This is a genomic window from Streptomyces sp. NPDC012474, assembly GCF_042955185.1.
Lineage (GTDB): Bacteria > Actinomycetota > Actinomycetes > Streptomycetales > Streptomycetaceae > Streptomyces > Streptomyces cahuitamycinicus.
Genome location: NZ_JBIBEP010000001.1, coordinates 1 through 20,313, shown reverse-complemented (window position 1 = coordinate 20,313; position 20,313 = coordinate 1). Strand labels below are relative to the sequence as shown.

Below are 20,313 nucleotides of genomic sequence, written 5' to 3'. Positions count from 1 at the left end.
CACCCTCGGATGTCCGGCCCCTCAAGCCGCTACGGCGCCTCGGCGACCGTCACTTCTTGCGGCGGCCACGGCTCCGCGCCTGCTTGCGCCGCTCCGCGCGCGTCAGGCCGTCGGCCTCGGAGCGCACCGGCTCGCCGTCCTCGGTGAAGTCGCCCTCGATGGTGCCGCCCTCGCCGTCGACCGTCGGCGCGGAGAAGTGGAGGTTGCGCCGCTGCGGGGCGTCGAGCCCCTTGGCGCGGATCTCCGGCCGGGAGCCCGCCTGCGCCGGCACCGCGTCCTGCTTCTCCAGGTCGGCCACCGGCTTGGTGTCCTCGACCGGGACCTCCTCGACCTGCTGCTCGACCTGGACCTCCAGGTTGAACAGGTAGCCGACGGACTCCTCCTTGATGCCCTCCATCATCGCGGTGAACATGTCGAAGCCCTCGCGCTGGTACTCGACCAGCGGGTCCTTCTGCGCCATGGCGCGCAGGCCGATGCCCTCCTGGAGGTAGTCCATCTCGTAGAGGTGCTCGCGCCACTTGCGGTCCAGGACCGACAACACGACCCGGCGCTCCAGCTCCCGCATGATCTCGGAGCCGAGCTGGTCCTCACGACCCTGGTACTGCTCGCGGATGTCGTCCTTGATGGAGTCACCGATGAACTCTGCGGTCAGCCCGGCCCGGTCGCCGGCCGCCTCCTCCAGCTCCTCGACCGTGATGTTGCACGGGTAGAGCTGCTTGAAGGCGCCCCACAGCCGGTCGAGGTCCCAGTCCTCGGGGAAGCCCTCGGCGGTCTCGGCCTCGACGTAGGCGTCGATGGTGTCGTCCATGAAGTGCTGCACCTGCTCGTGCAGGTCCTCACCCTCCAGGACGCGGCGCCGCTCGCCGTAGATGACCTCGCGCTGGCGGTTGAGGACCTCGTCGTACTTCAGGACGTTCTTACGCGTCTCGAAGTTCTGCTGCTCGACCTGCGACTGGGCGGAGGCGATCGCGCGCGTGACCATCTTGTTCTCGATCGGCACGTCGTCCGGGACGTTGGCCATCGACATCACACGCTCGACCATCTGGGCCTTGAACAGGCGCATCAGATCATCGCCGAGGGACAGGTAGAACCGGGACTCGCCCGGGTCGCCCTGACGGCCGGAACGACCGCGCAGCTGGTTGTCGATGCGCCGCGACTCGTGCCGCTCGGTGCCCAGCACGTAGAGCCCGCCGAGCTTCTCGACCTCGTCCTTCTCGTTCTGGACGGCCTTCTCGGCCCGCTTGAGCGCCTCGGGCAGGGAGTGCGCCCACTCCTCGATGTGCTCCTCGGGGTCGAGGCCGCGCTGGCGCAGCTCCGCCTCGGCGAGGTCCTCGGGGTTGCCGCCGAGCTTGATGTCCGTACCACGGCCGGCCATGTTGGTGGCCACCGTGACGGCGCCCTTGCGGCCGGCCTGGGCGACGATCGTCGCCTCCCGGTCGTGCTGCTTGGCGTTCAGCACCTCGTGCTGGATGCCGCGCTTGCTGAGCTGCTGCGAGAGGTACTCGGACTTCTCGACGGAGGTCGTGCCGACGAGGATCGGCTGCCCCTTGCGGTGCTTCTCCTCGATGTCGTCGACGACCGCCTCGAACTTGGCGACCTCGGTCCGGTAGATCAGGTCCGACTGGTCCTTGCGGACCATCGGCCGGTTGGTCGGGATCGGCACCACGCCGAGCTTGTAGATCTGGTGGAACTCGGCGGCCTCGGTCATGGCCGTACCGGTCATGCCGCACAGACCGGGCTGTTCCTTGTCGTTGTGGTCGTGGCGCTTGTAGAGGCGGAAGAAGTTCTGCAGGGTGATCGTGGCGAGCGTCTGGTTCTCGTCCTTGATCGGCACCGCTTCCTTGGCCTCGATGGCCTGGTGCATGCCCTCGTTGTATCGGCGGCCCGCGAGGATACGTCCGGTGTGCTCGTCGACGATCATGACCTCGTCGTCGATGATGACGTAGTCCTTGTCCTTCTTGAAGAGCTCCTTGGCCTTGATGGCGTTGTTCAGGTAGCCCACCAGCGGGGTGTTCACCGACTCGTAGAGGTTGTCGATGCCCAGCCAGTCCTCGACCTTGGCGACACCGGACTCGTGGATGGCGACCGTGCGCTTCTTCTCGTCGACGTCGTAGTCGCCGGTCTCCTCGATGCCCTTCAGCGGCTGGCCCGCCTCGCCGCGCTTGAGGCGCTTCACCAGCTTGGCGAAGTCCCCGTACCACTTGGTGGCCTGGTCGGCCGGGCCGGAGATGATCAGCGGCGTACGGGCCTCGTCGATGAGGATCGAGTCGACCTCGTCGACGATGGCGAAGTTGTGGCCGCGCTGCACGAGCTCGTCCTGGGACCACGCCATGTTGTCGCGCAGGTAGTCGAAGCCGAACTCGTTGTTCGTGCCGTACGTGATGTCGCAGGCGTACTGCTCACGGCGCTGAGCCGGCGTCATGTTGGCGAGGATGCAGCCGACCTCCAGCCCCAGGAACCGGTGGACGCGGCCCATCATCTCGGAGTCGCGCTCGGCCAGGTAGTCGTTGACCGTGATGATGTGGACGCCCTTGCCGGACAGGGCGTTCAGATATGCCGGCAGGGTGCCGACGAGGGTCTTGCCCTCACCGGTCTTCATCTCGGCCACGTAGCCCATGTGCAGGGCCGCGCCACCCATCATCTGCACGTCGTAGTGACGCTGGCCGAGGACCCGCTTGGCGGCCTCGCGGACGGTGGCGAACGCCTCGGGCAGCAGGTCGTCCAGGGTCTCGCCGTCGGCGTAGCGCTGCTTGTACTCATCGGTGAGGGCGCGCAGCTCGGCGTCGGAGAGGTCGACGAAGTCCTCTTCGATGGAGTTGACCTGGTCCGCGATGCGGTGCAGCTTGCGCAGGATCTTGCCTTCGCCTGCACGCATGATCTTCGAGAGGACGGACACGGGGGTTGGTCTCCTTGCCGGTCGGGCCTAGGACGGTCGGTTACCACTTGACTTACTGAGCAACGGCCATCGTATGCGAGGACCCCGCCGCGCCGGGAGGGCCTGCCGTGACGGCGACCGTCCGCTGCTTCGATTCTGATTCACGTCTGCTTCGCGATTCACGTCTGCTTCGCGATTGACGCCTGCTTGGAGATTCACGCAGCTTCACAGGGGACAACGTGCGGCCCCTTCGGATAGTGCCGCACCCCTCCACCGAATCGCACACTCCGTGATCAACCCTTCACTCAGGGAAAACACGAGACATCACGGCCTCCCCCCGAGCAGAATCGCCCGATGGAACCCGTCACCCTCACCACGGACCGTCTCCTGCTGCGCGCGGTGGGGCCCCAGGACACCGACGCGGTGTACGAGGCCTGCCAGGACCCCGAGATCCAGCGCTGGACCACGATCCCCTCGCCCTACCTGCGCGAGCACGCCCAGAGCTTCACGGAACACCTGGTCCCGGACGGCTGGAGGGACGGCTCCATGTTCACCTTCGGCGTCTTCCTGCACTCCGGTCAACTGACGGGCATGCTCGGCATCACGATGCGCGCCCTGGGGATGGGCGAGATCGGCTTCTGGGCCGCCGAGCAGCACCGGGCCAACGGCTACGTCACCGAAGCCGCGCTCACCGCCTGCCGCTGGTCCTTCACCCGCGCCGCACTCGACCGTGTCGAATGGCGCGCCGAGGTGGGCAACCGGGCCTCCCGCGCGGTGGCGGAACGAGCGGGCTTCACGATCGAGGGCACGCTGCGCTCCGCGACGAACAACAAGGGAGTACGACGGGACACCTGGGTGGGCTCGCTGCTCCCCTCGGACCTGGGTCTCCCGTCGACGGCGCCGTACCTGCCGGCACGCTGACCTCCTCGGCCGTTCCGACGAACCCGCAGGCCACCCCCGTTGTCAGTCCCACCCCCTACCCTGCGACCATGACCACCCCTCGCCCCCTCGCAGACCTCTCCGCGGACGAGGCCCGCAGAATCGCTCTCCGCGCCCAAGGCTTCCTCGGCGCCCCCGACCGCCGCTCCGGTGTCCGTGGCGTCCTCCGCCACCTGGGCGCGATACAGCTCGACACCATCTCGGTCCTGGCCCGCTCCCATGAACTCGTCCCGTACGCCCGGCTGGGCGCGGTCGGCCGCAGAGCAGTCGAGGACGCCTACTGGCAGGACACGCACTCCTTCGAGTACTGGTCCCACGCCGCCTGCATCCTCCCCATCGAGGAGTGGCCCCACTTCGCCTTCCGCCGCCGCTCCTACCGCAACCGCCCGCACTGGAACCACGACCTGCCCGTCGGCGTGTACGACCAGGTCATCAAGCAGCTGCGCTCCGAAGGCCCCCTCACGGCGACGGAGTTGGGCGGCGCGAAGAAGACCAACGACTGGTGGGACTGGTCCGGCTCCAAGGTCGCGGTGGAACGCGCCCTGATGTACGGCGAGGTGGTCTGCGTGGAGCGCCGCGGCTGGAAGCGCCTCTACGACCTCGCCGAGCGCGCCGTGCCCGGTGATCTGCTGCACGACGAGCTGGACGACACCGAGTGCCTGCGCCGCCTGGTCGGCCTGGCGGGCCGGTCCCTCGGGGTGGGTACCCGCGCGGACATCGCCGACTACCACCGTCTCAAGGGCGAGCAGGTCGACGCGGTGATCGCCGAGTCGGGCCTGGTCCCGGTCTCGGTCGAGGGCTGGGCCAAGCCGGCCTGGGCGGATCCCGCCGCTCTGCAGACGCCCCCGCGCGGCCGCCACCGCACCACGCTCCTGTCGCCCTTCGACTCCCTGATCTGGGAGCGGGCGCGCACGGAGCGCATCTTCGGATTCACGCACCGCCTGGAGGCCTACGTCCCCAAACAGAAGCGCGTCCACGGCTACTTCGCGATGCCGGTCCTGGCCGGCGGCCGTCTGGTCGGCCGCGTGGACCCGGCCCGCGAGGGCCGCACCCTGGTGGCCAAGCAGGTCACCCTGGACGGCCCGAAGGCCGTCCCGGCCGTCGCCCAGGCCCTTGCCGAGGCGGCGACCTGGGTGGACTGCACCGACGCCCGCGTGGAGCGCGTCGACGCACCGGAGCTGCGCGAGCCCCTGGCGCAGGAACTCGCCCGCCTTCTCGGCTGAGACCGCGTCCTAGCGGATCTCGAGGATCTTCTCCCGCATCGCGTACACCACCGCTTCCATCCTGGAGTGCAGTTGCAGCTTCTCCAGGATGTTGCGGACGTGGTTCTTCACGGTGTTCTCGGAGATGAACAACTCCTTGGCGATGTCACGGTTGTTCATTCCCGTCGCGACGAGCTTGAGGACTTCCAGCTCGCGGTCGGTCAGGCGCGGCGCCGGCACCAGCCGGCGTTCGTCCGTGCGCTGGATCATCGACTTGAACTCGGTGAGGAGTTTCGACGCCATGGACGGGCTGATCTGCGACTGCCCGTCGGCCACCGCGCGAATGGCGGTGGCCACCTCGTCCGTGGAGATCTCCTTGAGGAGATAGCCGGTCGCTCCCGCCTTGATGGCGTCGTAGAGGTCGGCTTCCTCGTCGCTGATCGTCAGCATGATGATCTTCGCACTGGGTGCCACCTCCTTGATGGAGGTACACGCCTCGATACCGCCCCTCTTGGGCATCCGCACGTCCATCAGGACGATGTCGGGCAGCAGGTCGGCGGCCTTCTCGACGGCCTCGGCGCCGTCGCCCGCCTCCCCGATGACCTGGATGTCCTCCTCGGCCGCGAGCACGATCTCCAGGCCCCGGCGGAACAAGGCGTGGTCGTCCACCACAAGGACTCTGATCGGTTCCTTGCGTGGAGTCCCCGAGTCCGGGCCCATGCCGACGACGCCGTCGTCGGCATCCTCGTCACGCATCGGTCCGAAGCTGTCCGCCATCGTTCCTCCCCCTGAAGGCTTGGCCTGATCCTGAGCCATCGCCAACCCAGAGCAGCGACCCACCGGTTGGGCCGTGGTCACCATGATTTCATGCCCGGACGGCACCGGGGTGCCGGAGCGGGGCGCGAAGTGGTCGCACGGGGGTGCCCCTGGGGGCGCACGCACGCTCCAGGGGCACCTGTTCCGCTGTCGTCCGGCACGGTCAGCCGCCGAGCGCACCGCCCGCGTCGGGGGCGTGCGCCTGGGTGACCATCGTGTCAGTGCTGAGGTGGATCACACCGTAGTCGTAGGCGTGCCGTCGGTAGACGACACTCGGTTCCTTGGTCTCGGAGTCGACGAACAGGTAGAAGTCGTGCCCGACCAGCTCCATCTCGTAGAGAGCCTGGTCGAGGGTCATGGGGGCTGCCACGTGGGTCTTCTCGCGGACGACGATGGGGCCGTCACCCTGCACTTCCAGCGAGCCGATCTTCTTCGTGGGTACGGCCTCGGGCTCCTCCTCGGGAGCCGGCACCAGGCCGTTTCCGTTGAGCGTCGCCACGCCCGGGACGTGGTCGGCGACCTCGGCGGCCGGGATCCGGCGCGCACCACGTCGCGAGTACCGCTTGTCGTGCTGCCTGCGCAGCCGGGCTTCCAGCTTTTCCGCCGCCAGGTCGAGCGCCGCGTACGGATCGCTCGCCGCTGCCTCCGCCCGGATCACCGGGCCGCGGGAGCGGAGTGTGATCTCCACTCGGTCACAGCGGTCGGCCTGCCGGGGGTTGGGCTCCTTGGACACCTCGACGTCGAGGCTGATCACCTTGCCATCGAGCTTCTGGATCTTCTCCAGCTTCAGCTTCTCGGCCACGTGCTTCCGGAACCGCTCGGGCACCTCGGTCTTGCGGCCCTTGACGACGATGTCCACGCAGAACTCCGTTCCCGGATCGCTCCGCTTCGGTGCGGAGCGTCTCCCTTTTGCACCAGGCTCCGGTCAGTCCCGGAACCTCGGACTCGGTGACTTCCACCTCCTCCCCCGCGAGCGAGATCTCCACTCCGCCGGCGCGAGTGAAGAAGAAAAAACCCACGGCTCGGCAATCGGATTCGAGAGGTGTGGCCTGCGGCTTTCCCTCTCAACCGAACATATCTCGCCCGGACGGATGTCGTCACCCTCTACTGCGGCGTACCTCCGTTCAGGTGAATAGGCCCTCTCGTTACCTGCAACGACACAAGATCTCAGTCAGTTCCGGTTTATTTCGAAAGAGTCTGGGGTTGCCGCGACCACTGCCGCGCACACCACCTCGAAGACTCCGCCGACGTCGCCAGCACCCGCGTTCACCTGCCGGGCGGGCCACCGGCCCGTCCTCTCTCGCCTTGATCCGACGTTCTGTTCCTCTCTGCTTTCCCACGTCTCTCCCGCATACACGGCCGAAGTCCATGAGGCGTTCGGAATCGGCCCCGTCACCCCGAAAGCGGTCCGCCGCCCGCCCGCGGCCGCCCGCACGGCACGCGCTGCCTCCGCCAGGGAGGCCCCGGTGGTCATCACGTCGTCGACGAGGACGACCGGCCCGTCGGAGAGCAGCCCCGCGCCGCCGGGAGCCACCGCCAACGCGCCCGCGAGATTGTCCAGCCGCTGCCGGGAGTCGAGCCCCGACTGGTCGGCCACGGCCCGGCGCTGCCGCAGCACGCCGGCCACCCGGGCCGGAAGCCCCCTGCGCCGCAACTCGCCCGCTGCCGCGAGGGCGATCCGCCGCGCCGGATCGTGCCCCCGGGCCCGCACGGCCCGCCGCCCGGACGGCACCGGCACCAGCAGCACGGGAGCCCTGCCGCCCCGGGGCCGGGTCACTCCGGTCCGCACCGGAGCCCGGGTCTCCCGGAGCCCCGCCCGTACGGCTTCCGCCAGCGCCACTCCGAGCGGTCCGGCGAGCGCCAGGGCGCCCCGTTCCTTGTGGGCCAGCAGCGTCGCCCGGACCTCGTCCGCGTACCGGGCCGCCGCGTGCACCACGGGCAGCCCGGGCGGCTCCGGCACCGGCCGCACCCGCCGCACCGCACCTCCGCTCAGCACCGCACGGCACCGCGCGCACAGCACCGTACGAGGCACCCCGCAGCCGCCGCACTCGCCCGGCAGCACCAGGTCGGTCAGGTCCTGCCACCACCCCCGCATGGCCACCACTGTGCCCCTGCCGGCCCGGTCCGACCACCCCTGTGGACAACCGGCCTGTGGACAACCGATGGCCCCGCCACCTGCTCGTCCCCCACACGAGCGACGTCCACGGAATCCGCGAGCGAAAAGGCGACGAGCACATCCCCACCCACCCTGGACACCGGCGGCCGCTCCTGCCCAGTCCGGCCTCGGCAGAGCGGCCGCCCCACACCCAGCGCACCCCGGTCGCACTGCACCGGGGCGCTCACGGCTCACCCCGGATAGACCGGCGCCGTCCCCTCCGTCACCTTCTGCCACTGCTCGCCCGACGGCAGGCGGACGATGCCGTCCACCGAGTACGCCACCAGCGGCAGCCGGTCGTCCTCGGCGGCGGTGACCTCCTTGACGCCGGTCAGGGCCGCGGGCGCCGGCACATCCGGCGTCGAGCCGTCGACCTGGACGTACCGCATCTGCTCGACGCCCCCGTGCTCGCGCCCGACCACCACGAGCCGGCTGCCCCCGGCCCACGACATGGTGGTGACCTCCTCCAACTCCGGCGTCGCGGAGCGCAGTTCCACCACCCTGACGGCCGGCTTCTCACCCGGCTTCTCGTCCCGCTCGATCAACCCGATGAGCAGGGTCTTCTTGCCGCCCTTCTCCACGACGAGCGCGATCCGCACCCCGTCGGCGGCGACCCGTACGGACTGGATCCGCCCGTCCAGGCGAGGCATGCGCACCTCCACCGGGTCGCCCTTGCCCTCCTCGAAGAGGAGCAGCCGGGGACGGTCGGGGTCGCGGTCGGCCACCCACAGGCCGTCGTCCGCGTCCCAGCTGGGGGTCGTCAGCCGGTCCTTCTCGGACCCGCCCCGGCTGCGCAGCACCGGCTCGCCCAGCGAACCGCCCGACACCAGCGATCCCACGTACAGCGACCGGCCGTCGAGGCCGACGCCGGCGGCGGTGTGCTCGTCACGCGACACCGCCACCGACCGCAGCGCCGTGTCACCCTCGCCGAGCGCCCCCGGCGCCGGGTCCGGCTCGGTGCCGCTGTCGCCCGCGGGGATCCGCACGAGCCGGTGCTTGTCGTCGACGAAGTACAGGTAGTCGGGGTGCCGCGCCCCGCTCCGGGAGGCCGCCGCGTCGGCCGCCCCCTGGGTGAGCGAACACAGCTCCGCGCCATCGGCCCGCAGCTCGACCTCGTCCACGGCGGGGCTGAGGTTGCGCAGCGTGAACAGTATCTGGGCGGCCATCTCCTCGCACCGGTTGGTGCCGATGCCCGCGGCCTTGTCGTTGAGCGGAACCGTCAGCCTGTTGCGGTCGTCGGGCGTCAGCGCGCCGGAGTCCTTCGCCAGTGCCGTGCCGGTGGGGAAGCTCGACCTGACCACGGGTCCGAGCCACCGCGTGGGTCCGTGGAGCAGGGAGCTGACCATCTGCGTCATGGGCTCCACGCGGCGGCGCACGTAGACGGGGTCTGCGACCGCCGTGGGCTGTGCTCCCGACCCGGCCGCCTCGGTGTTCGAGGCGAAGTAGTACTTGCTGACGGACATGTAGTTGCGCTGGAAGTCCGACTCGCCCATGACGACGCCCTGCGGCAGCGCGTCGATCCGCCACTGCCGCTTGTCGTCCTGCGTCAGGTGCACGCTCCTGCCGTACGCCCCGGTGGCCGGCGCGTACGCCTGCTGGGCGTCGACGGTGGCGACCTTGGTGCCGGTCAGCATGTAAGAGATCTCGCCGGTGTCCTCCCCGCCGGCGCGCGGCTCGGGCTTGGCGCCCGGCCCGTCCGTCAGGACCGTGGCGGACGCCTCGGGCCGCCAGGTCTTGGCGGCATCGCCGGTCAGGTACTGGCGTGCGGTCTTGTAGTGCGGATCATCGCTGGTGAGCGCCTCCAGGAAGCCCTGCACGATCTCCGAGGGCGGCGCGTCCTCCCCCGGCGGCACGGCGAACACCCGCACCTGGGTCTCCTGGCGGGGTGTGGACTCCACACCCTGCAGATCCCCGCTGTCCGGCATCGAGGCGCACCCCGCCAGCACCAGGACGCCGCAGGCGGCGTACGCCATCACGCGCGCGGTCCTGAGCCGGCCGCGCCCCTCGCGGTCAGCGCCCACGAGATGCCTCCCCTTGCCTGTCCACGTCCCCCGGCTCGGCCTCCCGGCCGCCCGGGCCCACGGAGCCGTCGTCCTCGTCCCGCGGCCCGTTCACGACCGGATCCCGTCCGGCCCGGCCGCCGGCCTCCTCGTCGCGTCCTGTCCCCTCCGGGCCGCTCACGCCCACGGGGGCCGGCTGCTCCGCCCCCGCCGCTTCGTTCCGGCGCCGCGTGCCCGAAGCAGGCCTGGGCACCACGCGCGAACCATTGCCGGGCAGCGCCGTCGGATCCGCCGTGGGGGCGACACGCGGCGGTATCGGGTCCCGCTTAGCCCCCTGCGACACCGGCCCGCTCACCGGCTGCGCCGGCACGGTCGCCCGCTTCTCGCCGTCCCCGCCGCCGCTCGGCAGACCTGCGTCGTCGAGCCCCCGGTTCCGCCGGGAGTCCTTGGGCTCCAGCGGTATCGGAGAGCCCCGCAGCGGCTCGTCGGCGGTCCTGGGAAGCGTCAGCCGGAACTGCGAACCGCCACCGGGCTCGCCCCAAGCCTGAAGCCAGCCGCCGTGCAGCCGCGCGTCCTCCAGGGCGATGGACAGCCCCAGGCCCGTACCACCCGTGGTACGCGCGCGTGCCGGGTCGGCCCGCCAGAAGCGGCTGAACACGCGGGTCGCCTCGCCCGGCTTGAGCCCGACGCCGTAGTCCCGCACCGCCACGGCGACCGCGCCGCCCGCCGCGGCGAGCTTGACGACGACGTCCTTGCCCTCGCCGTGCTCGACGGCGTTGACCACGAGGTTGCGCAGCACCCGCTCCACGCGCCGGGCGTCGGCCTCGGCCACGACGGGCTGCTGGTCGCCGAGCATCCGGATCCGCGTGCCCTTGCGCTCCGCGAGCGGCTCGGCCCCGCTGACCACCCGCCGTACTACGTCCCTGAGGTCTATCGGCTCCGCCTCCAGGGCCGCGGCGCCCGCGTCGAACCGGCTGATCTCCAGCAGGTCCGCGAGCAGCGACTCGAACCGGTCCAGCTGGTCGGCGAGCAGCTCCGCCGACCGCGCGGTGATCGGGTCGAAGTCCACACGCGCCTCGTGGATGACGTCCGCGGCCATCCGTACGGTCGTCAGCGGCGTCCGCAGCTCGTGCGACACGTCCGACACGAACCGGCGCTGCATCCGCGACAGGTCCTCCAGCTGGCTGATCTTCAGCTGAAGGTTCTGGGCCATCTTGTTGAAGGCCTCGCCGAGCCGCGCGATGTCGTCCTCGCCGGTGACCTTCATACGCTCCTGGAGCCGCCCGGCCGACAGCCGCTCGGCGATCCCCGCCGCCATCCGCACCGGCGTGACGACCTGCCGCACCACGAGCCAGGCGATGGCCCCGAGCAGCACGACGACGAACAGACCCGCCGTCGCCAGGGTGCCCTTGACCAGGCTCAGCGACTTCTCCTCCTGGGTGAGCGGGAAGAGGTAGTAGAGCTGGTACGGATCCCCGTTGGGGTCGTTGACCTGCTTGCCGACGACCAGGCCCGGCTGGGATTCCTTGGTCGCGTTGTTGTAGGTGATGCGGGTGTAGCTCTGCGCGGCCGTCGTGCTGCTGCCGATCCGCTCGCGCAGGTCGGCGGGCACGCTCCTGTTCCAATCCACCTCGCCGGAGGCACGCTGCCCACGGCCGCCCGCGCCGTCCTCGTCGGAGGCCGGGAGCGTCACCACGTCGAAGGCGCCCTGACCGCCGCTGGACAGCGAGGACACGAGGTCGCTCATCCACTCGGACACGTTCTGCGCGGGACGCCCGTCCGCCGTGGCGACATCGTCACCGGTGCCGCTCGCCGCCTCGTCGGCCCGCTGCTTGGCCACCGCGAACCCGCCCGTGGCCTGGCTCTGGGACGCCTTCACCTTGGCGTCCAGCAGGCCGTTGCGCACCTGCCCGATGACGACGAAGCCCAGCAACAGGACCACGCCCAGCGACATCAGCAGCGTCGTGACGACGACCTTGAGCTGGATGTTGCGCCGCCACAACCGCATGACGGGCAGCAAGGGCCGGCGCACCCACCGCATGAACAAGCGGATGACCGGGCTGCCCTTGACTCCGCCCTGGAGCAGCAGCCCGCTCTCCAGGAACCGTCCCCAGCGGGAGCCGGACCTCTTCCGCCCGACAGGCCGCTCCGGGCGGGCCCCGGACCGGCCGGGCGCCGAAGCGGCACTGTCGCCGGACATGTCAGCTCGGCCCTGCCTTGTACCCGACACCACGGACGGTCACCACGATCTCCGGCTTCTCCGGGTCCTTCTCGACCTTGGAGCGCAGCCGCTGCACATGGACGTTGACCAGCCGCGTGTCCGCCGCGTGCCGGTAGCCCCAGACCTGCTCCAGCAGCACCTCGCGCGTGAACACCTGCCACGGCTTGCGCGCGAGCGCGACCAGCAGGTCGAACTCCAGCGGCGTCAGCGCGATCGACTGCCCGTCCCGCTTCACGGAGTGCCCTGCCACATCGATGACCAGGTCACCGATGGCGAGCTGCTCCGGAGCGGGCTCCTCCGACCTCCTGAGCCGCGCCCGGATCCGAGCCACCAGCTCCTTCGGCTTGAACGGCTTCACGATGTAGTCGTCGGCACCCGACTCCAGGCCCACGACGACGTCGACCGTGTCGCTCTTCGCCGTCAGCATCACGATCGGCACACCCGACTCCGCCCTGATCAGGCGGCACACCTCGATGCCGTCCCGGCCGGGCAGCATCAGGTCGAGCAGCACCAGATCGGGCTTGGCCTCACGGAACGCGGCCAGCGCCTTGTCACCGTCGGCCACGAACGACGGCTCGAAACCCTCACCACGCAGCACGATGCCGAGCATCTCGGCAAGTGCGGTGTCGTCGTCGACGACAAGGACTCGTCCCTTCATAAACGACATCATCCCATTCTCATAACAGTGGCGAAGGCAGTGGTGAGGTAGGTCACCGGCCAGTGACCATAGTCGCAGCAAGCGCTACTGTCTGCCCTCGCCAGCCCCCAGATGATCTCCGGCAGGGCCCAGAGGCGGGGGTGCCGGAACCCGTCCCGCCTCAATTCCGCGCAGCGCCCGGCTCAGCCCGCCGCCGCCCGGCGTGACCGCGCACACACCTCGGCGAGTGCCTCCGCCGTCACAGGCGAAACAACGCCCTCCTCCGTGACGATCGCCGTCACCAGCTCGGCCGGTGTCACGTCGAACGCCGGGTTGTAGGCCTGCGTCCCCAGCGGCGCCACCGCAATGCCACCGCCCGCCTCCGCACCGACCACCGGCACCTGCGGCGCCGTCACCTCCGTCACCTCATGCCCGGGACGCTGCTCCACCTCGACGGACGCCCCGTCCGCCGTGTCCAGATCCACCGTCGTCACCGGCGCCACCACGATGAACGGCACATGGTGGTACCGCGCCAGCACCGCCAGCGGATAGCTCCCGACCTTGTTCGCCACCGAACCGTCTGCCGTGATGCGGTCCGCCCCGATCAGCACCGCGTCCACCTCCCCAGCGGCGAACAACGACCCCGCCGCGTTGTCGGTGAGCAGCGTGTACGCCATCCCGCTGCGGGCCGCCTCGTACGCCGTCAGGCGAGCGCCCTGCAGCAGCGGCCGCGTCTCGTCCACCCACAGCCGCCGCAGCCGCCCCGTCCGATGCGCCGCGAGCGCCACCGCGAACGCCGTCCCCTCCCCGCCCGACACCAGCGAACCGGTGTTGCAGTGGGTGAGAATCCGGTGCCCGCCACCGGGCAGCAGCTCTTCCAGCAGCGCCAGCCCGTGCTCGGCCATCCGCCCACTGGCCTCGGCGTCCTCCCGGTGCAGCTGCCGCGCAGCCGCCAGCGCCGCCGCGGCCGCCTGCCTGACGTCGCAGCCGTCGGCGAGCGCCGCCTCGTGGGCCGACCGGGCCCGGCGCACGCCCACGGCCAGGTTCACCGCCGTCGGCCGGGCACCCGCCAGCGCGACCGCGGCCTCCTCCACGTCGAAGCCCCGCGTGGCGGCGAGCGCGACGCCGTACGCCCCCGCGATGCCGAGCAGCGGCGCCCCACGCACCGCCAGCGAGCGGATCGCCTCCACGAGTGCGGGCGCGTCCGTACAGACCAGTTCGACCTCCTCGACCGGCAGCCTCGTCTGGTCCAGCAGAACCAGAACCGGGCCTTCCGGTGGCTCTTCCCAGCGGATCGCCGGGATCTCGGTCGGCCGCTTGTCATCGCCGCTGTGCGCGTACTGATCAGCCATGCCGTCAGTCTGCCCCCTATCGAGCGGACAATTGAAGGTACGCAGCCCATACCGCGGCCGGTCACTCGAAGACCACCCCATGGCACGATGGCTGCCAACCTGCCGCCGCGACCGCGGACGGGCACCGTGAAGGAGCGACGATGAACGACACTCCGGGCTGGGCCTCGCCCGGATCCGCCCCGTCCGACGGGCAGAAGCCTGACCAGTCCGGCCCTGCCGAGCCCACCGACCGCCCCGGCCCCGCTCAGCCCGCGGACCAGCCGGCCCAGCCCGGCCAGGCCCCGCAGGGCCCCGGCCCGCAGTGGTCCAAGGAACAGCCGCCACCGGCCCAGTGGTCCGCACCCAGCGGACCGGCCGCGCCCGGCCAGGCTCCCCCGCCGCCACCCCCCGGCCCGGGCTGGGGCAACCAGCCCCCCGGCGGATACGGCCCCGCGGGCCACAGCGGATACGGCGCGCCCGGAGCTCACGGCGGCTGGGGAAGCGGCTGGGGCGGCCCCCCGCCCGCCGCCAAGCCCGGCATCATCCCGCTCCGCCCGCTCGGCGTGGGCGAGATCCTCGACGGCGCGGTCTCCACCATGCGCACCTACTGGCGCACGGTCCTGGGCATCTCTCTGACGGTCGCCGTCCTCACCGAGGTCATCGTCGTCCTGTTCCAGGGCCTCGTCCTGGACGACTCCAGCACCGACGCCCTCAACGACCCCAGCGCCACCCTCAGCGAGCTGAGCCGCGCCATGGGCGACGCCATGCTCAACTCCAGCGTCGTCTTCGTGATCTCCCTGGTCGGCACCGTCATCGCGACCGCCCTGCTGACCACCGTGACCAGCCGCGCCGTACTCGGCAAGCCCGTGACCATCGGCGAGGCCTGGCGGGACGCCCGCCCCCAGATCCTCAAATTGTTCGGCCTCATCTGCGTGTTGCTGCTCATCACCGTCGGTGTCGTAACCGTGGGAGCCCTTCCCGGCCTCCTCGTGACCGTCGTCGGCAACAACGGCGCAGGCGTCGCACTCACCGTCCTCGGCATCATCGGCGCCGGCATCGTCGCCCTGTGGCTGGCGATCCGCTTCTCCCTCGCCTCTCCCGCCCTCATGCTGGAGAAGCAGGGCATCAAGAAGGCCATGAGCCGCTCCGCGAGGCTCGTCCAGGGCACCTGGTGGCGGATCTTCGGCATCCAGCTGCTCGCCACGCTCATCGCGAACGTCGTCGCCTCGATCATCGTCATCCCCTTCACCTTCCTGGCCGCGGCCCTCAGCGGCGACGGCCTCACCGGCTGGCTCAGCACCGGTGTCGGCAGCCTCGGCTGGACGTTCCTCATCATCAGCGGCATCGGCTCGGTGATCGGTTCCATGATCACGCTCCCGATCACGGCCGGCGTCACCGTGCTCCTGTACATCGACCAGCGCATCCGCCGCGAGGCCCTCGACCTCGAACTGGCCCGCGCCGCCGGCGTCCAGGGCTACGGCTCCACCGCCCCCGGCGCCACCCCGGGGAGCTGATGCGGTGAGCAGGGCGGGGGAACTTCTCACGACGGCGCTGCCACGCGCCGGCATACGGACGCTGCTGAGCGCCGGCGACGCCTCCCTGCTGTCGTCGGCCCGCTCCGCCGACGAGCCGCCCCTCACCACCCCGCGCGACCCCGCGCGCGAGGCGGCCCGGCGCGAGCTGTCCAAGCGGATGTACCACGAGGACGACCCCAGCCTGTTCCAGCGCGCTCTCGACGCCTTCTGGGACTGGCTCGGCAAACTCCTCAACGCCGCCTCGACAGCCACCCCCGGCGGCACACTCGGCCTGATCGTCATCATCCTGGCCGTCATCGCCGTCCTGGCCGCCCTGTGGTGGCGCCTGGGCACCCCGCGCCGCCAACCCACCTCGTCCCCAGCCCTGTTCGACGACCGCCCCCGCAGCGCCGCCGACCACCGCGCCGCTGCCGAGGCACACGCCGTCCAAGGCCACTGGAACCAGGCCGTCCAGGAACGCATGCGCGCCGTCGTCCGCGCCCTGGAAGAACGCGCGCTCCTCGACGTCCGCCCCGGCCGCACCGCCGACGAGGCCGCAGCCGAAGCCGGCCGGGCCCTGCCCGCCCACACCGACCGGCTGCGCACCGCCGCCCGCGACTTCGACGACGTCACATACGGCGGCCGCTCGGCGACCGAACAGTCGTACCACCGCATCGCGGAACTGGACCGCGACCTGGAACGCACCAAGCCCCAGCTCGCGACGAGCAGCGCCGCCAAGGCCCCCAACACTCGCCAGGGAGCCGCCGAATGACCACCGAGGCCGCCCTCACACCCACCTCGGCCTCGCCCACCGCCCGCCAGGTGTGGACCCGCGCCCGCGGTATCGCACTCGCCCTCGTGGTACTCCTCGCGGGAGCCGTGGCGATCGCCGTCATCCGCTCCGACGCCCGCCACGGCGAACTCGACCCGCGTTCCGCCGACCCGGGCGGCAGCCGCGCCGTTGCCGAACTCCTCGCCGACCGGGGCGTGGACACCCGCGTGGTCACCACCCTGGACGAGGCAGCCACCGCGGCCGGCCCGGACACAACCCTCTTGGTCGCGGCCCCCGACCTGCTGACCTCCAGTCAGCAGACCCGGCTGCACAACGCGTTCGCCGACTCCCGCGGCCGCACCGTCCTGGTCGCCTCCGGCAGCGCCTCCATCGAACGGCTCGCCCCCGGCGTCACCGCCGACCCCGCCACCAGCCTCGACTCGACGCTTTCCCCCGACTGCTCCCTGCCCGCCGCCCAGCGCGCCGGCACCGCCGATACGGGCGGTGTCCGCTACACCACCACCCACCTCGGCGCCGACGCGTGCTACCCCAGCGAACGCCTGGCCACGCTGCTGCGCATCCCGGACGGCACAGGGGACGGCGACACCATCGCCCTGGGCGCGCCCGACATCCTCCTCAACGACCACCTCGACGAGCAGGGCAACGCCTCGCTCGCCCTCCAACTCCTCGGCTCCCGCCCCCATCTGGTCTGGTACCTCCCCTCACTCTCCGACGCGTCGGCCACCAGCCCCGACGACGAACGCAGCCTTTTCGACCTGCTCCCTTCGGGCTGGCTCTGGGGCACCCTGCAACTCTTCATCGCCGCGGCCCTGGCCGCCCTCTGGCGGGCACGCCGGCTCGGCCCCCTCGTGCCCGAAAAACTCCCCGTCGCGATCCGCGCATCCGAAACCGCCGAAGGCCGCGCCCGCCTCTACCGCAAGACCGACGCCCGCGACCGCGCGGCCGACGCTCTTCGCTCCACCACCCGCACCCGCCTCGCCCCCCTCGTAGGCGTCCCCGTCGCCCAGGCGCACTCGCCCGAGGCCCTGCTCCCCGCTCTGTCCGCCCACCTCCACGGCGACGGCCAGGACCAGCACACCCTCCTCTTCGGACCACCGCCCAGCGACGACGCAGCACTCATCGCACTCACCGACCGACTCGACGCCCTCGAAAGAGAGGTACGCCGTCCATGATGGACCCGACCACTGACAACGCCGGGCAGACCGGGGACCCGGGCACCGCCCGAGACGCCCTTGAGGCCCTGCGCGCCGAGATCGCCAAGGCCGTGGTCGGCCAGGACGCCGCCGTCACCGGCCTCGTCGTCGCCCTGCTCTGCCGCGGCCACGTCCTCCTCGAAGGCGTCCCCGGCGTCGCCAAGACCCTCCTGGTCCGCGCCCTCGCCTCCGCCCTCGAACTCGACACCAAGCGCGTCCAGTTCACCCCCGACCTCATGCCGAGCGACGTGACCGGCTCCCTGGTCTACGACACCCGCAGCGCCGCGTTCTCCTTCCAGCCCGGCCCCGTCTTCACCAACCTCCTCCTCGCCGACGAGATCAACCGCACGCCCCCCAAGACCCAGTCGTCCCTCCTCGAAGCCATGGAGGAACGCCAGGTCACCGTCGACGGCACCCCCCGCCCCCTCCCCGACCCGTTCCTGGTCGCAGCGACCCAGAACCCGGTCGAGTACGAAGGCACCTACCCCCTCCCGGAAGCCCAGCTGGACCGTTTCCTCCTCAAGCTCACCATCCCCCTCCCCTCCCGCCAGGACGAGATCGACGTCCTCACCCGCCACGCCGAGGGCTTCGATCCACGCGACCTCCACGCCGCCGGCGTACGCCCCGTAGCGGGCCCCGCCGACCTGGAGGCAGCCCGCGCAGCGGTCGCCAAGACGACCATCTCCCCGGAGATCACCGCCTACGTCGTCGACATCTGCCGCGCCACCCGCGAGTCGCCCTCCCTCACCCTGGGTGTCTCCCCCCGAGGCGCCACCGCCCTCCTGGCCACCGCCCGCGCCTGGGCCTGGCTGACCGGCCGCGACTACGTCATCCCCGACGACGTGAAGGCCCTCGCCCTCCCCACCCTCCGCCACCGCGTGCAACTGCGACCGGAGGCCGAAATGGAAGGCGTGACGGCCGACTCCGTGATCAACGCGATCCTCGCCCACGTCCCCGCCCCCCGCTGATGGCACTCACCGGGCGCGCCGCCCTCCTCGCGGCCTTGGGCTCCCTCCCTGTCGGCATCTGGGAGCCCAGCTGGACGGGCATCCTGGCGGTCAACGCTCCCCTGGCCGTGGCCTGCGCCTGCGACTTCGCGCTGGCCGCCCCCGTACGCCACCTGGGCCTGACCCGCTCAGGCGACGCCTCCGTACGCCTCGGCGACACGGCAGACGTGACCCTGACCATCACCAATCCGTCCCGCCGCACTCTGCGCGCCCGGCTCCGCGACGCGTGGCCCCCCAGCACCTGGCATCCCGGCACGGAAACAACGGCCTCCCGCCACCGCCTCACGGTCCCCCCGGGCGAGCGCCGCCGCGTGACCACCCGACTCCGCCCCACCCGCCGAGGCGACCGCCAGGCCGACCGCGTCACCATCCGCTCGTTCGGCCCTCTCGGCCTCTTCTCCCGCCAGGGCAGCCACCAGGTCCCCTGGACGGTCCGGGTCCTGCCCCCCTTCACCAGCCGCAAGCACCTGCCCTCGAAACTGGCCCGCCTCCGCGAACTGGACGGCCGCACCAGCGTCCTCACCCGCGGCGAGGGCACGGAGTTCGACAGTCTTCGCGAGTACGTCCCCGGCGACGACACCCGCTCCATCGACTGGCGCGCCACAGCCCGCCAGACCACCGTCGCCGTACGCACCTGGCGCCCCGAGCGCGATCGCCACATCCTCTTGGTGCTGGACACCGGCCGCACGTCGGCCGGCCGCGTGGGCGACGCACCGCGCCTTGATGCCTCCATGGACGCGGCCCTCCTCCTGGCGGCCCTCGCCTCCCGCGCCGGCGATCGCGTGGACCTCCTCGCGTACGACCGCAAGGTCCGCGCCCTCGTCCAGGGCCGCACGGCAGGCGATGTCCTTCCCGCCCTGGTCAACGCCATGGCCATTCTCGAGCCGGAGCTCGTCGAAACGGACGCCCGAGGCCTCACGGCGACCGCTCTCCGTACGTCCCCCCGTCGCTCCCTGGTCGTCCTGCTCACCACGCTGGACGCGGCCCCCGTCGAAGAGGGCTTGCTCCCGGTGCTCACTCAGCTCACCCAGCGCCACACTGTCCTGCTGGCGTCGGTGGCAGACCCGCACATCACGGAAATGGCCAGAGCACGCGGCAATCCTGACGCCGTCTACGAGGCCGCCGCGGCCGCACAGGCCCAGTCGGAGCGGCACCGCACAGCAGAACAGCTCCGCCGCCACGGTGTCACGGTCGTCGACGCCACCCCGGACGACCTGGCGCCGGCACTGGCAGACGCATACCTGGCATTGAAGGCGGCCGGACGCCTGTAAAACAGCGGGCCCCCGAAAGGGGCCCTAAACGCAGAAAACCCCGCATCCGAAGATGCAGGGTTTTCTCAAGAATTGTTCGGCGGCGTCCTACTCTCCCACAGGGTCCCCCCTGCAGTACCATCGGCGCTGTAAGGCTTAGCTTCCGGGTTCGGAATGTAACCGGGCGTTTCCCCTACGCTATAACCACCGAAACACTATGAAACTGTCGAACCATGCCGCACCATGCCGTGACCATGACATGGGGCCGTTCGTGGTTTCAGAACCAACACAGTGGACGCGAGCAACTGAGGACAAGCCCTCGGCCTATTAGTACCGGTCAACTCCACACGTTACCGTGCTTCCATATCCGGCCTATCAAC

Annotated in this window: 15 protein-coding genes and 2 rRNA genes; 7 read left to right on the top strand and 10 right to left on the bottom strand. The window is 71.0% G+C overall.

Features of this window, described 5'->3' with window-relative positions:
- Positions 1-49: 49 nt before the first annotated feature.
- A complete protein-coding gene (gene secA, locus ACFY9S_RS00085; RefSeq protein WP_391120621.1) occupies positions 50-2,896 on the bottom strand; it encodes a preprotein translocase subunit SecA in 2,847 nt (948 codons plus the stop codon).
- A 333-nt stretch (positions 2,897-3,229) separates the two neighbouring features.
- Here secA and ACFY9S_RS00080 point away from each other — a divergent pair, with 333 nt between their 5' ends.
- A complete protein-coding gene (locus ACFY9S_RS00080; protein WP_391120618.1) occupies positions 3,230-3,796 on the top strand; it encodes a GNAT family N-acetyltransferase in 567 nt (188 codons plus the stop codon).
- Between the two features lie 68 nt (positions 3,797-3,864).
- The gene (locus tag ACFY9S_RS00075) at positions 3,865-5,037 is read left to right on the top strand and encodes a DNA glycosylase AlkZ-like family protein (RefSeq protein ID WP_391120615.1); all 1,173 of its coding nucleotides are present in this window, start codon (positions 3,865-3,867) and stop codon (positions 5,035-5,037) included.
- Positions 5,038-5,046: 9 nt separating this feature from the next.
- Here ACFY9S_RS00075 and ACFY9S_RS00070 read toward each other — a convergent pair whose 3' ends face one another.
- The 7 genes from ACFY9S_RS00070 to mtnA form a co-directional block, all read right to left on the bottom strand.
- A complete protein-coding gene (locus ACFY9S_RS00070; RefSeq protein WP_107455305.1) occupies positions 5,047-5,793 on the bottom strand; it encodes a response regulator transcription factor in 747 nt (248 codons plus the stop codon).
- A gap of 202 nt (positions 5,794-5,995) precedes the next feature.
- Entirely contained in the window at positions 5,996-6,691 is a 696-nt protein-coding gene (gene hpf / locus ACFY9S_RS00065; RefSeq protein WP_062927201.1) for a ribosome hibernation-promoting factor, HPF/YfiA family, read from the bottom strand.
- Between the two features lie 312 nt (positions 6,692-7,003).
- A complete protein-coding gene (locus ACFY9S_RS00060; protein WP_391120611.1) occupies positions 7,004-7,927 on the bottom strand; it encodes a ComF family protein in 924 nt (307 codons plus the stop codon).
- A 251-nt stretch (positions 7,928-8,178) separates the two neighbouring features.
- On the bottom strand, positions 8,179-10,008 hold the full coding sequence (locus tag ACFY9S_RS00055) for an LpqB family beta-propeller domain-containing protein (protein ID WP_391120608.1): 1,830 nt from the start codon (positions 10,006-10,008) through the stop codon (positions 8,179-8,181).
- Positions 9,998-12,187: an MtrAB system histidine kinase MtrB gene (gene mtrB / locus ACFY9S_RS00050; protein ID WP_391120605.1), complete on the bottom strand. Its 2,190-nt coding sequence runs from the start codon at positions 12,185-12,187 to the stop codon at positions 9,998-10,000. Before mtrB ends, ACFY9S_RS00055 begins: the two co-directional genes overlap by 11 nt.
- A gap of 1 nt (position 12,188) precedes the next feature.
- On the bottom strand, positions 12,189-12,878 hold the full coding sequence (mtrA, locus tag ACFY9S_RS00045; protein WP_009188938.1) for a two-component system response regulator MtrA: 690 nt from the start codon (positions 12,876-12,878) through the stop codon (positions 12,189-12,191).
- Between the two features lie 170 nt (positions 12,879-13,048).
- Complete coding sequence (mtnA, locus tag ACFY9S_RS00040) at positions 13,049-14,197, bottom strand: S-methyl-5-thioribose-1-phosphate isomerase (RefSeq protein WP_391120602.1); 1,149 nt, start codon at positions 14,195-14,197, stop codon at positions 13,049-13,051.
- A gap of 140 nt (positions 14,198-14,337) precedes the next feature.
- Between mtnA and ACFY9S_RS00035 the strand changes: the two genes are divergently transcribed.
- Genes ACFY9S_RS00035 through ACFY9S_RS00015 form a run of 5 tightly spaced genes read left to right on the top strand, consistent with a single transcriptional unit; the run spans position 14,338 to position 19,954 of the window.
- Positions 14,338-15,690 (top strand): glycerophosphoryl diester phosphodiesterase membrane domain-containing protein, encoded by a 1,353-nt coding sequence (locus ACFY9S_RS00035; RefSeq protein ID WP_391120599.1) that lies wholly within the window; start codon positions 14,338-14,340, stop codon positions 15,688-15,690.
- A gap of 4 nt (positions 15,691-15,694) precedes the next feature.
- Positions 15,695-16,462 carry a DUF4129 domain-containing protein gene (locus ACFY9S_RS00030; protein ID WP_391120596.1) on the top strand — a complete coding sequence of 256 codons (768 nt, stop codon included), beginning with the start codon at positions 15,695-15,697 and terminating at the stop codon, positions 16,460-16,462.
- Positions 16,459-17,655: a DUF4350 domain-containing protein gene (locus ACFY9S_RS00025; RefSeq protein WP_391120593.1), complete on the top strand. Its 1,197-nt coding sequence runs from the start codon at positions 16,459-16,461 to the stop codon at positions 17,653-17,655. Before ACFY9S_RS00030 ends, ACFY9S_RS00025 begins: the two co-directional genes overlap by 4 nt.
- A complete protein-coding gene (locus tag ACFY9S_RS00020) occupies positions 17,655-18,644 on the top strand; it encodes an AAA family ATPase (protein ID WP_391120590.1) in 990 nt (329 codons plus the stop codon). Before ACFY9S_RS00025 ends, ACFY9S_RS00020 begins: the two co-directional genes overlap by 1 nt.
- Positions 18,644-19,954, top strand: a complete 1,311-nt coding sequence (locus ACFY9S_RS00015) for a DUF58 domain-containing protein (protein ID WP_391120587.1) — start codon at positions 18,644-18,646, stop codon at positions 19,952-19,954. Before ACFY9S_RS00020 ends, ACFY9S_RS00015 begins: the two co-directional genes overlap by 1 nt.
- Before the next feature lie 74 nt (positions 19,955-20,028).
- Here ACFY9S_RS00015 and rrf read toward each other — a convergent pair.
- Together rrf and ACFY9S_RS00005 are read right to left on the bottom strand one after the other, a co-directional pair.
- Positions 20,029-20,145, bottom strand: a 5S ribosomal RNA gene (gene rrf / locus ACFY9S_RS00010).
- 95 nt (positions 20,146-20,240) lie between these two features.
- A 23S ribosomal RNA gene (locus ACFY9S_RS00005) occupies positions 20,241-20,313 on the bottom strand; the annotation flags it as partial.